16 protein-coding genes are annotated in these 13,621 nt (G+C 57.6%); 11 read left to right on the top strand and 5 right to left on the bottom strand.

All coding sequences use genetic code 11. From position 1 onward, the window contains the following. The 3 genes from B060_RS0122725 to B060_RS0122710 all read right to left on the bottom strand — a co-directional run. Nucleotides 1-552: ATP-binding protein (locus B060_RS0122725; protein WP_018083715.1), on the bottom strand; the 552-nt coding region annotated here is incomplete at its 3' end. Further along, on the bottom strand, nucleotides 542-2,062 hold the full coding sequence (gene istA, locus B060_RS0122720) for an IS21 family transposase (RefSeq protein ID WP_026173026.1): 1,521 nt from the start codon (nucleotides 2,060-2,062) through the stop codon (nucleotides 542-544). The genes istA and B060_RS0122725, both read right to left, overlap by 11 nt. A gap of 287 nt (nucleotides 2,063-2,349) precedes the next feature. Beyond that, a complete protein-coding gene (locus B060_RS0122710) occupies nucleotides 2,350-3,237 on the bottom strand; it encodes an AraC family transcriptional regulator (RefSeq protein ID WP_018084099.1) in 888 nt (295 codons plus the stop codon). Between the two features lie 134 nt (nucleotides 3,238-3,371). On the opposite strand from B060_RS0122710, the gene B060_RS0122705 reads away from it, so the two are divergent. Genes B060_RS0122705 through B060_RS0122685 form a run of 5 tightly spaced genes read left to right on the top strand, consistent with a single transcriptional unit; the run spans nucleotide 3,372 to nucleotide 6,476 of the window. Further along, a complete protein-coding gene (locus B060_RS0122705) occupies nucleotides 3,372-4,115 on the top strand; it encodes an SDR family NAD(P)-dependent oxidoreductase (protein ID WP_018084098.1) in 744 nt (247 codons plus the stop codon). A 16-nt stretch (nucleotides 4,116-4,131) separates the two neighbouring features. Then, complete coding sequence (locus tag B060_RS0122700) at nucleotides 4,132-4,533, top strand: VOC family protein (RefSeq protein ID WP_018084097.1); 402 nt, start codon at nucleotides 4,132-4,134, stop codon at nucleotides 4,531-4,533. A 10-nt stretch (nucleotides 4,534-4,543) separates the two neighbouring features. Next, a complete protein-coding gene (locus tag B060_RS0122695; RefSeq protein ID WP_018084096.1) occupies nucleotides 4,544-4,882 on the top strand; it encodes a nuclear transport factor 2 family protein in 339 nt (112 codons plus the stop codon). A gap of 35 nt (nucleotides 4,883-4,917) precedes the next feature. Next, nucleotides 4,918-5,901, top strand: a complete 984-nt coding sequence (locus B060_RS0122690) for a saccharopine dehydrogenase family protein (protein ID WP_018084095.1) — start codon at nucleotides 4,918-4,920, stop codon at nucleotides 5,899-5,901. 14 nt (nucleotides 5,902-5,915) lie between these two features. Continuing rightward, nucleotides 5,916-6,476, top strand: coding sequence for a DNA-3-methyladenine glycosylase I (locus B060_RS0122685; RefSeq protein ID WP_018084094.1), 561 nt, complete (start codon nucleotides 5,916-5,918; stop codon nucleotides 6,474-6,476). A 36-nt stretch (nucleotides 6,477-6,512) separates the two neighbouring features. Here the strand turns inward: B060_RS0122685 and B060_RS25725 are convergent, their stop codons facing one another. After that, entirely contained in the window at nucleotides 6,513-7,217 is a 705-nt protein-coding gene (locus tag B060_RS25725; protein ID WP_081607006.1) for a TetR/AcrR family transcriptional regulator, read from the bottom strand. A 116-nt stretch (nucleotides 7,218-7,333) separates the two neighbouring features. Here B060_RS25725 and B060_RS25720 point away from each other — a divergent pair, with 116 nt between their 5' ends. The 6 genes from B060_RS25720 to B060_RS28580 all read left to right on the top strand — a co-directional run bounded on the left by B060_RS25720 (nucleotide 7,334) and on the right by B060_RS28580 (nucleotide 13,189). Then, entirely contained in the window at nucleotides 7,334-7,804 is a 471-nt protein-coding gene (locus tag B060_RS25720) for a nuclear transport factor 2 family protein (RefSeq protein WP_018084092.1), read from the top strand. Nucleotides 7,805-8,225: 421 nt separating this feature from the next. After that, nucleotides 8,226-9,602, top strand: a complete 1,377-nt coding sequence (locus B060_RS0122665; protein WP_018084090.1) for an aminotransferase-like domain-containing protein — start codon at nucleotides 8,226-8,228, stop codon at nucleotides 9,600-9,602. A gap of 17 nt (nucleotides 9,603-9,619) precedes the next feature. Next, nucleotides 9,620-10,621 (top strand): carbon-nitrogen hydrolase family protein, encoded by a 1,002-nt coding sequence (locus B060_RS0122660; protein WP_018084089.1) that lies wholly within the window; start codon nucleotides 9,620-9,622, stop codon nucleotides 10,619-10,621. Beyond that, the gene (locus tag B060_RS0122655; protein WP_018084088.1) at nucleotides 10,609-12,024 is read left to right on the top strand and encodes a cytochrome ubiquinol oxidase subunit I; all 1,416 of its coding nucleotides are present in this window, start codon (nucleotides 10,609-10,611) and stop codon (nucleotides 12,022-12,024) included. The genes B060_RS0122660 and B060_RS0122655 overlap by 13 nt, the downstream gene beginning before the upstream one ends. 14 nt (nucleotides 12,025-12,038) lie before the next feature. Further along, nucleotides 12,039-13,046: a cytochrome d ubiquinol oxidase subunit II gene (gene cydB, locus B060_RS0122650; protein ID WP_026173082.1), complete on the top strand. Its 1,008-nt coding sequence runs from the start codon at nucleotides 12,039-12,041 to the stop codon at nucleotides 13,044-13,046. Then, nucleotides 13,046-13,189 carry a DUF2474 family protein gene (locus B060_RS28580; protein WP_018084086.1) on the top strand — a complete coding sequence of 48 codons (144 nt, stop codon included), beginning with the start codon at nucleotides 13,046-13,048 and terminating at the stop codon, nucleotides 13,187-13,189. The genes cydB and B060_RS28580 overlap by 1 nt, the downstream gene beginning before the upstream one ends. A gap of 219 nt (nucleotides 13,190-13,408) precedes the next feature. Here B060_RS28580 and B060_RS0122640 read toward each other — a convergent pair. Beyond that, nucleotides 13,409-13,621, bottom strand: a 213-nt coding sequence (locus tag B060_RS0122640; protein WP_018083895.1) for a transposase, incomplete at its 5' end; no start/stop codon positions are given.

Genomic DNA, 13,621 nt, shown 5'->3' with positions numbered 1-13,621 from the left:
GGCGCCACCTGACGCGCTGAAGGGCAGGTAACCCAGTTCATCAAGGATGACCATGTCGAGCTTAAGTAGCCGATCCGCCATCTGTCCAACCTTGCCCTGGGCCTTTTCCTGTTCGAGCAGGTTGACCAGTTCGATGGTCGAGAAGAAGCGAACCTTCTTTCGGTGATGCTCGACAGCCTGCACGCCCAGCGCCGTGGCGACATGTGTTTTGCCGGTGCCAGGCCCGCCGATAAGGACAACGTTGTGCGCACCGTCCATAAACTCGCAGCGGTGCAGTTGGCGAACCAGGGCTTCATTGACCTCACCAGAGGCGAAGTCATAGCCTGACAGGTCCTTGTAAGCCGGGAAACGGGCCGACTTTATCTGATAGGCAATAGACCTGACCTCACGCTCGGCAGTCTCTGCCTTCAGAAGCTGTGACAGGATCGGCATCGCGCTTTCAAACGCGGGCGAGCCCTGTTCGGTTAGTTCGCCGACGGCCTGGGCCATGCCGTACATTTTCAGGGCACGCAGCATGATGATGATGGCGGCGCTGGCAGGATCATGACGCATGACGGCCCTCCGCGCGCAAGGCATCGTAGCGCTCAACATTGGCCAAGGGTTCTTGCGTCAACCGAAGCGCCTGTGGCGCATCGATCGTATCCGGCGGCGTTGTGCCGTCGATCAGGCGATGTAAGATGTTCAGGATATGCGTCTTGGTCGGCACGCCACCGGCCAGCGCCAACTCGACAGCCTGCAACACGACCTGCTCGTCATGCTGGAGGACAAGGGCCAGGATCTCGACCATTTCCCGGTCGCCGCCAAGCCGTTTGAGGAGATGCCCCTGAAGACGTCGGAAGGATTCCGGCAGCTCAGTGAACGGGGCACCATTACGCAGCGCGCCGGGTTTGCGCTGGATCACCGCCAGATAGTGACGCCAGTCGTAGACGGTGCGACCTGGGTTGCTATGTGAGCGATCTATAATCCGTGGATGCTCGCATAGAATTTGGCCTTCCGCAGCGATGACAATGCGATCGGGATAGACGCGCACGCTGACGGGCCGGTTGGCGAACGATGCCGGGACACTGTAACGATTACGCTCCAGATGGATCAGGCAGGTTGGCGTCACCCGCTTGGTATGCTCGACGAAGCCGTCGAACGGCCGTGTGGGCCTCATAAGGTAGTCCTGCTCTTCCGCCCAGACGTCAGCAATCGTCCCTGGTAGTTCGCCATGCGGAATCTCCCGCCAGTATGCGATACACCGCTCTTCCAGCCAGACGTTCAAAGCCGCCAGGTTCGGGAAGCTGGGTATCGGTATCCATAGCCGGTGGCGTGCATCCTGGACATTCTTCTCGACCTGTCCTTTCTCCCAGCCTGATGCCGGATTGCAGAACTCGGCATCGAAGAGGTAATGGCTGGCCATCGCCTGGAAGCGCAGGTTCACTTGCCGCGCCTTGCCGACCCCGATCTTATCGACCGCGGTCCTCATATTGTCATAGATACCCCGCCGCGGCACGCCGCCCAGAACGCGGAAGGCTTCAACATGAGCATCGAACAGCATCTCATGCGTCTGCAGAGGATAGGCTCGCACGATGAAGGCGCGGCTGTGAGATAGTTTGAAGTGAGCCACCTGAAGCTTGGTCCGCTCGCCACCTATAACGGCCCAGTCTTCACTCCAGTCGAACTGGAAGGCTTCCCCCGCCTCGAAGGCCAGCGGCACGAATGTCCCGCGCCCACTCATCTGCTGCTCGCGCAGGCGATTGGCTTTCCATTCGCGCGCGAACGTGGCAACGCGCGGATAAGAACCGTCATAGCCGAGGGCCACCAGATCCGCGTGAAGCTGTTTAACGGTACGCTTTTGCTTCCGAGACCTACCGGCTTCGATCTTCAGCCAGTGTACCAGCTTGTCGGCATAAGCATCCAACTTGGTAGGCCTGCCGGGCGTTTGGAACGCCGGCTCAACAACATCCGACCTAAGGTATTTGCGGATCGTGTTCCGCGAAAGACCCGTTCTTCGGCATATCTCACGGATCGGTATCCGATCCCGAAATGCCCAGCGTCTGATGACGCTCAATAATGCCATGTCTATCACTCCGAGAGCCCTCGCTGTCTGACAACGAGGGGAGTTTCACATGGGTCAATTCTCGATGATAATTATGCCGCCTACTGGGTCAGTTTTGAGTGATATTCAACACCCTGACCAATGGACATAAGTGGCCCTGCGTCAAACTATACGGGCAGGTTCAGGCGCTTTCGATTGGCCGTCTGGTTGACGCTCTGATAGATGTCCCGGCGACTCTTTTTCAAACTGCCGAAGAGGCGCCTCCTTCGGTTGCCCACGGCTTGATGCCCGTCGTCAACGGCGTCCAACTATGCCGCTTTCAGGTCACGAATGGCCTTTGATAGGTCTTTCGATGGCGGCAGACCGAACAGACGTGCGTATTCTCGGCTGAACTGGTTCGGACTTTCATAACCTACACCGAATGCGATGGACGTCGCGCTGCCATGGCCCGCGATGAGCTGCGAGCGCGCATGCAGAAGGCGGACGCGTTTTTGATATTGAAGAGGGCTGAGCGCAGTGACGGCTTTAAAGTGTCGATGGAATGCGGAAACGCTTAAGGCTGCCATTTCGGCAAGCGCCTCGACCCGGATCTGCTCGGCAAAATTCCTTCTGATCCATTCGATGGCAACACTGATACGGGAGAGAGCGGTGTCAGGCGTTGCAATGTCGCGCAGCATCCAGCCGTGCGGCCCCTGCAGAACGCGAAAAAGGATCTCACGCTCATAGGCCGGGGCAAGTGCTGCGATCTCGTCTGGCCGTTCGACAAGGCGCATCATCCTGAGCCAAGCGTCAAGAAGTTCCGGCGTCACCGGGGCGACCGAGAAGCCCGAAACGAACAGCCCGCCACCTGACGGCTTCGCAATGTCCGATAGCAACCTGGCGACGATCGTTGGATCGAGCGTTAGGCTAATCGCCAGATAAGGCTCTCCCGCACCCGATGGATGCACCGAACCTACCGCCGGAAGATCGACCGACATGACAAAATAGGTCGCCGGGTCGTAGTTGAAGGTTCTATCGCCGACGGTCATCGTCTTGCTACCCGTGAGGATCAGGTTGACCATCGGGTCGTAGACACCAGCAAGCTGGTGTTCGGGGATTTCGCCCTGAACCATGGCGACGCGCGGAATGCCTGTCTCGGTGCGTTTGTTCCCGGCACCAGAGGCCAAGGCCCGGAGTTCTTGTAATTGCTGTTCCATGCTCTGACGTTGGCAGAGGTTCGGGGCAAGTTCAAGTCAAAAGCAGAAATAGGCAAGTATCTAAGAGAAACGGGTGAGTGCGCGGCGTCCTATGGGCGTAGGCTCATCTCACGCCTAATTCGAAGGAAACACGCATGAAGATCGTCATCATCACCGGCAGCAGCCGCGGCCTCGGGGCCAGTACAGCCTTCAAATGCGCGGAGCGCGGTATGGGTGTCATCGTCACCTACCACAATAATCCGAAGGCAGCGGAGGATGTGGTCAATACCATTGCGGCAGAGGGCGGAAAGGCCGTTGCGCTCAAGTTGGATGTCACCGACAGCCGCACATTCCCGGCTTTCCGGGACGCCGTTGTTGCCGAGCTTGAGACTGTATGGGGCCGCCAGACCTTCGACTACCTCGTCAACAATGCAGGATACGGCCTCTTCAATCCAATCGCCACCGTGACCGAAGAGCAGTTCGACGGCTTGTTCAACATCCATCTTAAGGGGCCATTTTTCCTGACTCAGATCCTTCTCCCGCTCCTAGAGGATGGCGGGCACATCATCAACATGACGAGCGCCACCACCCGCGTCGCCACCGCCGGCGTCGCTCCCTATGCAGCGTTCAAAGGCGGTCTTGAGGTGCTGACGCGCTACATGGCCAAGGAATTCGGCGAGCGCCGGATTAGGGCGAATTCCATTGCGCCCGGCGCGATCAGAACCGAGCTTGGCGGTGGGTTGAATGACGAGTTCGAAGCCCTTCTCGCTGGCCAGACCGCGCTGGGTCGCGTCGGCGAGCCTGAGGAAATCGGTGGCGTGATCGCCAGTCTGCTCTCCGACGAGAACCGCTGGATCAACGCCCAGAACATCGAAGTGGCTGGCGGCTACATCATCTAACCCACAGGAGAGCAATATGCTCGACCACATTTTTATTTCGGTGAGCGACATCAACTGCTCGATTGCTTTCTACGAGAAGGCGCTTGCACCCCTGGGTATCGTTCATCAGGTCGACTACGACGGTAAGGATGGCCCTCCGGGCCATCCTGATCTTAAGGGGTTCGGTGCGAACGGCCGGGTGTTCTTCTGGCTTCGCAAGGGTGTCGCCGAAGGCCGCGCCGCCCACGTCGGCTTTGTCGCAAACGGTAAGCCGGAAGTGGATGCCGCATACGCCGCCGCCATGGCTGCGGGTGCCGAAGAGATCCATTCACCCGGTCCGCAGCTTCACTACGACCCCCGGTACTATGCTGCCCAGGTGAAAGACCCGGACGGCTACAGCCTCGAATTTGTTTATAAAAGCTGGCAGCACGAAAGGTGAAGGTATGACTATGATTGAAGTCTATAGCAGTAGGGTGGACGCCTTTATCAGCGCCACCAACGGGTACAATGTTGCATTGGTAATCAAGCTCTTCACGCCTAACGCCGTCATCGACGACCCGTCGACAGGCGAGCGATTTGATGGGCATCCTGGCATTCAAGAGTATGTCGAACGGTTTTTCGTTGGCTATCACACCGTTACAAAGCTCCTGTCGGTCACGTCGCTTGACGCGAGCCGTGTCCGTGCCCGTGTCGAATTCACTGGCGACTTTGGGTACGAGATAGGGCGGCTCGACTTCAGTTTCGATCCTGGTGGCCTGATCACTCGCATAGATGCCGATCTTGAATAGGGCCTGTTTGGGCCGAACAGAACTGGAATACTGACATGAAGAAACTGATGATCTACGGAGCCACTGGCTATACCGGTCGTATGGCCGCCCAGCACGCTCGCACGGCCGGCACGCCTCTGGTCCTCGCGGGACGCAACGAAGCGGCCCTTGCCACACTTGCCTCTGAACTTGGTGCGCAATACCGCGTGTTTGCGCTCGATGATGCCGCAGCTATCGACGGGATGCTGACGGACATCTCGGTAATACTGAATTGTGCCGGCCCGTTTATGCGGACGGCGGAAATCCTGATGAAGGCCTCCATCCGCAATGGCGTACACTATCTCGACACGGCTGCAGAACTCGATAGCTACCAGCTGGCGGAAGTCCTCGATGATCAGGCAGCCGCGGCGGGCGTGATGCTCCTGCCAGGCGGCGGTGGCAGCGTCGCGATGCTGGGCAGCCTAGCCGGGCGCGCTGTCGGTGGGGTCAAGGATCCCATAAAGATGAGGATCTCGCTTCATGTCGCTGGCGGCCTGTCACGTGGATCGGCCATCAGCGCGAGTGAAAACCTTACCGTTGAGACGCTGCAGCGCGTTGATGGCAAGTTAGTCAGCAAGGCTGCCAGCGATATTCAACAATTCGACTTCGGGAACGGCGCTGTTGATTGCTTCCCGGTCACGCTGCCGGATCTGATCACGATCTGGCAGGCCACCGGTGTGCCGAATATTGAAACCTTCGTCCATGTCACGGGCGACGGCTTCCCTCAGGGCGATCTTTCAGCGCTTCCCGACGGCCCGAGTGAAGAAGAACGACTGGCAAACCGATATCAGGCAGTCGTCGAGGTGATGGATGCCAACGGCACGGTGGCACGCGCGCTTCTCGACACGGTCAACGGTTACACGTTCACCGCGATGGCAGCTGCCGAGGCGGGACGGCGGGTGCTGGAAGGCGAAGCGGTTCCCGGATTCCAGACACCCGCCGGACTATTCGGCGCGGGTTTCGCCGAGACGATTGCCGACACAACGATCGTCGACGTTTGATCAAAGGAGACATCATGGATCATATGCATCGCTGTGGATGGGCGAACTCCAGTTCACTCATGCGCGACTACCACGACACAGAATGGGGCGTGCCCGAGCGCGATGCCCGCGTTTTGTGGGAGACACTAATGCTAGAGGGATTCCAGGCGGGGTTGTCCTGGGAGATCATCCTCCGAAAGCGAGAGGCTTTCCGCGCGGCCTTCTCGAACTTTGACCCGAAGGCGGTCGCCGCGTTCGGTGCCGACGATATTGAAAGGCTCATGGGCAACGCCGGTATCGTCCGGGCCCGTGCCAAGATCGAGGCGACCATACGCGGTGCGCAGATATTCAACGACATGCAGGAACGCGGCGACGATTTCGCCGCGTTCTGCTGGTCTTTCACGGATGGCAAACCTGTTCAGGGGGCGGGATACAACACCGAAACCGCACTCTCCGCCCGGATATCCAAAGAACTGAAACGTAGAGGGTTCAAGTTCGTCGGGCCTACAATCGTATACGCTTGGATGCAGGCGATCGGGATTATGAATGATCATTCGCCGACGTGCTTCCGCATCCACGAAATACCACAAGAATAGGAGTGCCGAAGTAATTGGAGGTTACCTAGGCCACGCTCACCGGGATGGGCGGCGCGTGTCGTCATACGCGTATTTGGTGCGCTCAGTCGCCGTACCCTCGTCGGCACCGTCGATCCGTGGTCCGACTGGAGACGGCCAGCCATTCATGGCACAGTCCACAATGCGGAGCAGCTTGGCTCGATCAGCGCCATCCTTGGCGAGCGTAGACATACCCTGAACGACCGCGAAGACATGACCGGCTAGCATGTCGGCATCAGCGCTCGCGGGCAGTATGCCTTCAAGGACATCACGTTCAATGCGTACTCGCAAGGCCGCTTCCATGCGTCGGCGGATCCCCGCCAACTCCTCCCGGATGTCGGCAGCGCTGACCGAACTGCTAATAATCGAACTGGCGACCAGACATCCTGGCGGCGTGTCTTCCCCCGTGTGGCCGAGGGCAGCAGAGGTGAGCAGTTCGCGCGCAGCGTCTTGCGCAGTGGCTGCGTCAAGCACGCCTTTAGTCACAGCATCGATACCGCCCATGTAACGGTCGACGGTTTCAAGAAACAGTTGACGCTTATCGCCGAAGGCCGCGTAAAGGCTTGGCGGCGTGATACCCATGGCCTGGGTCAGTTCCGCGATCGATGTGGCTTCATAGCCATGGTTCCAGAAGAGATGCATCGCAACCTTGAGCGCGGACTCTCTATCGAATGATCGCGGCCGGCCGATACGGCCTGCTGTGAGACTACCTACTTCTTGCATCGCAATTATCCCTTTTCATAGTCATCACTATATATATCTTGACCCTTGTTGGCAAACGGATTAATGACTTAGATATCGATCACTATAGAAGGGTCGATCACTATAGAAAGATTGTCATGACAAATGTTACGGACTACTCAGTCTACAAGGCGCTCGACCCTTTGTTTGAGATGGTTGGGGGGGTGATTGGAAAGCAAGTTGACGGAAGCCACTTCTTTGAATGGTTTGCCGAAGATGCCATCTGGGAAAATCCATTCCCGGTGCCAGGAACGAAGCCTGTATTCAACGGTCGCAACGAACTCCTAGCTGCATTCCGGGGGTATGGAGACGTCTTTCAGCTGAACTCTACGAGCGATCTGCAGGTTCATCGCTCGAAGACGGAGGAGGGGGCTGACGTCGTAATCATGGAATATAAAGGTCAGGGGCATTCGCTGGCCACTGACAGGCCGTACAACAACACCTATCTATCCGTTGTCCACATCAAGGATCGCAAGATTTTCCTGTGGCGCGACTACGTCGACCAGATGATTGCAATCGAAGCGGCTGGTGGCATTGGGGCAATTCAGGCGTTGCTCGGAAGTGCCTAGGAGGTGATTGTGACCATAGAAAGATACATGAGCGTAAAATTTCGCTTTTTTCTTAGTCGCGAGCACTGCCGTTTCCCGGTGGGCACCTGACCCGTACCATCCCAAGCAGAGAACTGGCGGCGCCTAAGCTCCAAAAGAAGGTTATCGACTGTGATGTTGGAGAGGGGGCCGGTTTGCGTAAGCGGCGGCCCCTTTCGGCCGATGGTCGTCATGCCCCTAATAAGATGATTTAGGGTTTGCAGGTACATATCGCCTGAGAGGCCGTCTAAACGGATGTTTGACGTGCTGAGACGCAGAGCAGAGCAGGGGAGGCGCCGCGTTTTTCAGAGATTTGTGCGCTAGCTAATCTCCGCTTCCCTCCATGTCCCATACATGTTATGAAAATTGTATGCTAAAATGCCATACAATTTGAGAGAGCGAGATGTGGAAGCCGCGACTGATCGCAAACGCGAGGATGAAGTACCTGGGTATCGTCGGGGCATTGGAAGCCGATATTCGCTCCGGAAGAGTCGCGAGGGGTGACCGGTTGCCGGCGCAGCGGGTGATTGCCGAGGCGCTTAACGTCGATCTGACTACAGTGACGCGTGCCTTCAACGAAGCCCGACGTCGTGGGCTTGTTGAGGCACAGGCGGGCCGCGGGACGTTCATCAGTGAAGCGCTCGATGGCGGGACCCATGATCAGGCGTCGCCACTAATCGACCTGAGCATGAACATGCCTTCACAGCCGTCTGATGTAGATTTCAGGAAGGTGTTTCCGAGCGGAATCGCGGGTGTTCTTGGGGGTTCGCGAGGGCTGCTGAATCTTCATTATCAAGAAAGCACCGGATCTGAACCGGACAGGCAGGCAGCGGCAAGTTGGCTCACTCCCCGAATTGAGGGCGTGACGCCTGACCGCATTGTCATTACCGGCGGTGCTCAGAGCGCATTGTTTGCGGTGTACGAGCTTCTGTTAAACCGCGGTGACGTCGTTGCGGCCGGTGCTATGACATATCCGGGTCTCAAAGCGGTTGCCATTCAAAAAGGGGTTGTGATCGAGCCTCTTGAGATGGACAACAAGGGCATCATTCCTGAAGCGTTCGAAAAGGTTTGCCGTGAGCGTGCACCCAAGGCGCTCTATGTCATTCCCAGTATCGATAATCCTACCACCGCGACCCTGCCGGAGGATCGCCGGAAGTCTTTGGCGGCCATTGCCCGTAAAAATGGCGTCGCGATTATTGAGGACGACCCCTATGCGCCCTTGAGATCAGAGCGCGCGGTTTCGATGGCGGAATTGGCCCCCGACATCACCTGGCACATTGCCACGCTTTCCAAGTGCGCGAGCCCGGCCTTGCGGGTTGCTTATGTCGTTGCGCCCAATGGCCCCAAGGCTCTTTGGCTTGCCGGCGTGCTGCGTGCGACCATCCTGATGGCGCCTCCGCTTATGTCGGCCCTGGTAAGCCGATGGATTACGGATGGTACGCTTAACGAGATCACAAGCTCAATCCGTGCCGAGAACGCGGAACGCCAGAAGCTCGCCGCGTCGATACTTGGTGATCTGGGTTTTGCGGCGGATCCGTATGGCCATCACCTATGGCTACAACTGCCAAAACATTGGCGCGCTGCTGATTTCGCCGAGTATGCCGACCGTGCCGGAGTTTCGATCGTGCCGTCTTCCGCCTTCGCAACTGTGCCCCATCCCATTGAGGCCGTCAGAATATCCCTGGGCGTCGCTCCGGATCGAGGAGATCTGGAAGACGGCCTCACTCAACTTGCCAGCTTCATCACGCAACCCTCACTCGGCACGCGCGCCGTCGTGTAATTTCAGGATTGTTAGCTATGTCCCCCATTAAAGCCGCCGTCGTGCAGGCCGCCCCCGTCCTGTTCAATACACCTAAGACCGTGGAGAAGCTCGGTGAGCTGACCCGCGAAGCAGCTGCGAAAGGCGCGGACCTCGTTGTCTTCCCCGAGGCCTTTATCGGCGGTTATCCGAAGGGAGTGGACTTTGGCGCCCGGCTTGGGCTTCGCAGCCCGGAGGGACGCGAAGAGTTCAGACGCTATTTCGAGAGTGCCATCGATCTTCCTGGCCCGGAGGCGTCGCGCATGGGCGAGATTGCGAGGGACAATGGCGTCCACATGGTCGTTGGCGTTATCGAACGCGATGGGGGCACGCTCTATTGCTCCACCCTGACCTACGCTCCATCCGGCAGGATTCTCTACAAGCACCGCAAGCTGATGCCGACAGCGTTGGAACGGCTGGTCTGGGGGTTTGGAGACGGATCGACCATCAACGTAGTCGATACGCCGATCGGGCGTATCGGTAGCGTAATTTGCTGGGAAAATTATATGCCGCTGCTGCGTGCAGCAATGTATTCGCGGGGGGTTGAACTTTACTGTGCACCAACAGTCGATGACCGGGACACATGGTTGCCGACGATGCGCACGATCGCGCTCGAAGGTCGCTGCTTTGTTATCTCGGCTTGCCAGTATCTGACGAGGGGAGATGGTCCCGCCGATTATGCGCCGATCCAGGGAGATGACCCGAGCACAGTTTTGATCCGGGGCGGCTCCTGCATCATCGATCCGCTTGGCAATGTGCTGGTTGAGCCCGACTTTACCGGGGAGACGATCAAGATCGCGGAGATTGACCGACGCATCATTGCGCGAGGAAAATATGACCTCGATGTCGTCGGGCACTACGCACGACCTGATGTCTTCCGACTCTCTGTCGATACCCGAGCGAAATCTGCTGTCACGTTCGAGGGTTGGCCGCATTCTTTCGCTGGTGACGAAAACACCGATATCTCTCGGCCACAGGAGGCTGCAAAATGTTTGGACTGACTGCCCTCGAACTCGCGCGTATCCAGTTCGGCTTTACCATCTCTTTCCACATCGTATTTCCCGCGATTACGATCGGACTTGCGAGTTATCTGGCCGTTCTCGAAGGGCTTTGGCTCTGGAAGAAGGATCCGGTCTATCGCGATCTATATCACTTCTGGTCCCAGATATTCGCGGTCAACTTCGCGATGGGCGTCGTGTCTGGCTTGGTCATGGCCTATCAGTTCGGGACCAACTGGAGTTACTTTTCGGCGTTTGCCGGATCGATAACCGGGCCGTTGCTCGCCTACGAAGTCCTGACGGCATTCTTTCTCGAAGCTGGTTTTCTCGGCGTCATGCTATTCGGCTGGAAAAAGGTCGGACCTGGCCTTCATTTCTTTGCGACCATTATGGTGGCGATCGGGACCCTGATCTCCGCGACCTGGATTGTGGCATCGAATAGCTGGATGCAGACGCCGCAAGGGTTCGAAATCGTCAACAATGTTGTTGTGCCGGTGGACTGGTTCAAAGTCATTTTTAATCCGTCCTTCCCATATCGGCTCGCCCACATGACCGTCGCGGCCTTCCTGGCAACTGCCCTCTTTGTCGGCGCTTCGGGCGCATGGCATCTGCTGCGTGGTCGCCGAGACAAACACGTACGCACGATGTTCTCCATGGCCATGTGGATGGTGTTGATCGTGACGCCACTGCAAATCCTTATTGGCGATTTGCACGGACTGAACACGCTTGAGCATCAGCCCGCCAAGGTGGCCGCAATGGAAGGTCACTGGCGAAATGAACCGGGTGCCGGTGTGCCGCTTATTCTGTTCGGCTGGCCGGACATGCAAGCGGAAGAGACGCGCTACAAGATTGAGATTCCTCGACTCGGCGGCCTCATCCTGACTCATAACCTCGACGGGCAGTATCAGGGACTGAGCGAATTTGCCCGTGAAAACCGTCCCAATTCAACCGTTCTGTTCTGGTCGTTCCGCGTCATGGTTGGCTTGGGCATGCTGATGTTGTTGCTGGGCGTCTGGAGCCTCTGGTTGCGCTGGCGTAAGGGGCTATACAAACAGACGTGGTTCCTGCGCTTCGCAACCTTGATGGGGCCAGCGGGTCTGATCGCAATTCTGGCCGGGTGGTATACGACGGAAATTGGCCGTCAGCCTTGGCTTGTCTATGGCGTGATGCGCACGGCCAATGGGGTCTCGAACCATTCAGCGCTAGCGCTGTCGACGACCCTTATCATCTTCGTGATCATGTATTTCGCGGTCTTTGGCACGGGGGTCAGCTACATGCTGAAGCTAATCGCCAAGGGGCCGACCAAGAGTGAAGATGAGCACCCGCCGCATGATCCGGGTCAGTCCCAACGGCCAGCGCGGCCCTTGTCGGCTGCTCCCGATAACATTGACCCATCGGTCGATTGAAGAGGAGAATGACTATGGGTATCGATCTTCCCCTTATATGGGCGATTATCATCGGTTTTGGTCTCATGATGTATGTCATCATGGACGGCTTCGATCTTGGCATTGGCATTCTGTTCCCCTTCGTGCGCAACCGTGAATACCGTGACACGATGGTCAACAGTGTGGCACCTGTCTGGGACGGGAACGAGACATGGCTGGTGCTCGGTGGGGCCGCCTTGCTGGCTGCTTTCCCGCTCGCCTATGCCGTCATTCTGAGTGCGCTCTATTTTCCGCTCATGCTCATGTTGGCGGGACTGATCTGGCGTGGCGTGGCGTTCGAGTTCCGCTTCAAGGCAGACGAAGGGCACAAGGCGTTCTGGGATAAAGCGTTCATGTGGGGCTCCTACATCGCGACATTCTCTCAGGGCCTTGCGCTTGGCGCATTCATCAACGGGTTCAAGGTTCGGGACGGTGCGTACGCTGGCGGTTTATTCGACTGGTTGACACCGTTCAGCCTGTTCACGGGCGTGGGGATGTTGCTCGCCTATGCCCTGCTCGGCGCGACCTGGTTGGTGATGAAAACCGAGGGTGACCTCCAGTGGCGGATGCGACAGCTTGGCCGGCCGATTGCCCTGGCCGTATTGGTGACGATCGCGATCGTCAGCCTCTGGACACCCTATGCGAACCCTGACATCGCTGCGCGTTGGTTCGCATTGCCGAACCTCTTCTTCTTTGCACCAGTGCCCATACTTGTCGCCTTGGCCACATGGGCGCTTCTGAAGACGCTGGCGGGCGAAAGCCACGCTGCACCATTCCTGCTTTCACTTCTATTGCTGTTCCTGGGGTATTCGGGACTTGCAATTAGCTTGTGGCCAAACATCATCCCGCCGGGAATCTCGATCTGGGCGGCAGCATCGCCGCCCCAGAGCCTGGGATTCACCCTGGTCGGAGCGCTGTTCATCATTCCGTTCATTCTCGCCTACACGGCATGGTCCTACTACGTGTTCCGAGGTAAGGTGAAGGTGGGCGAGGGGTATCACTAGTGTCAGACGTTCCTCACGATAAAAAGTTATGGCTGCGACGTGTCGGTTGGCTGGTTCTCATTTGGATCGGTAGCGTCGCGGCACTAGCGCTCGTGGCGCTTCTCTTACGGCTCTTGATGAACATGGCCGGAATGAGCGCCTGATTTTTGTTGACGCTCATCATCTGAGGGGTGAACCGCATGTCTGGGGCGCCGTCGCCGGTCAACCAACAATTACGCCAACCGATACGCAGCGATTATGAGCATTTGGATAACTTAAAGAAACGCAAGACGTCTGCGTAACTCACTGTTCGATCGTGTCCCGGTACGTGGTGTAACTGAGCGCCTGGCTTCAGTGTTTTCCGAACAGGTCCGGGTTTGTCGTCAGTTGGCCACTGCTGGCATGCTGAGTAGTGGATCATCGCTCACTTGGGCGATGGTTTCAAGGGTGATATAGCGTCCGCGTTGAACCGCCCATTCATCGTTTTGTTCGAGCAGGATTGCGCCGACCAGTCTGATGATGGCGTCATCGTTGGGGAAGATGCCCACGACGTCGCATCGGCGTTTAATTTCACCGTTGAGCCGTTCGATAGGATT

Origin of the sequence: Asticcacaulis benevestitus DSM 16100 = ATCC BAA-896 (assembly GCF_000376105.1) — a bacterium.
GTDB classification, from domain to species: domain Bacteria; phylum Pseudomonadota; class Alphaproteobacteria; order Caulobacterales; family Caulobacteraceae; genus Asticcacaulis; species Asticcacaulis benevestitus.
The sequence above is the reverse complement of the archived record's forward strand: the minus strand, read 5'-3'. Positions and strand labels throughout refer to the sequence as shown.

Coding starts and splice junctions, on each gene's coding strand:
- B060_RS0122695 (WP_018084096.1), top strand. CDS start 4,544: ATGATTGAAGTCTATAGCAGTAGGGTGGACGCCTTTATCAGCGCCACC.
- B060_RS0122690 (WP_018084095.1), top strand. CDS start 4,918: ATGAAGAAACTGATGATCTACGGAGCCACTGGCTATACCGGTCGTATG.
- B060_RS0122705 (WP_018084098.1), top strand. CDS start 3,372: ATGAAGATCGTCATCATCACCGGCAGCAGCCGCGGCCTCGGGGCCAGT.
- B060_RS0122660 (WP_018084089.1), top strand. CDS start 9,620: ATGTCCCCCATTAAAGCCGCCGTCGTGCAGGCCGCCCCCGTCCTGTTC.
- B060_RS0122655 (WP_018084088.1), top strand. CDS start 10,609: ATGTTTGGACTGACTGCCCTCGAACTCGCGCGTATCCAGTTCGGCTTT.
- B060_RS25725 (WP_081607006.1), bottom strand. CDS start 7,217: ATGCAAGAAGTAGGTAGTCTCACAGCAGGCCGTATCGGCCGGCCGCGA.
- B060_RS0122685 (WP_018084094.1), top strand. CDS start 5,916: ATGGATCATATGCATCGCTGTGGATGGGCGAACTCCAGTTCACTCATG.
- cydB (WP_026173082.1), top strand. CDS start 12,039: ATGGGTATCGATCTTCCCCTTATATGGGCGATTATCATCGGTTTTGGT.
- B060_RS25720 (WP_018084092.1), top strand. CDS start 7,334: ATGACAAATGTTACGGACTACTCAGTCTACAAGGCGCTCGACCCTTTG.
- B060_RS0122710 (WP_018084099.1), bottom strand. CDS start 3,237: ATGGAACAGCAATTACAAGAACTCCGGGCCTTGGCCTCTGGTGCCGGG.
- B060_RS0122700 (WP_018084097.1), top strand. CDS start 4,132: ATGCTCGACCACATTTTTATTTCGGTGAGCGACATCAACTGCTCGATT.
- istA (WP_026173026.1), bottom strand. CDS start 2,062: ATGGCATTATTGAGCGTCATCAGACGCTGGGCATTTCGGGATCGGATA.
- B060_RS0122665 (WP_018084090.1), top strand. CDS start 8,226: ATGTGGAAGCCGCGACTGATCGCAAACGCGAGGATGAAGTACCTGGGT.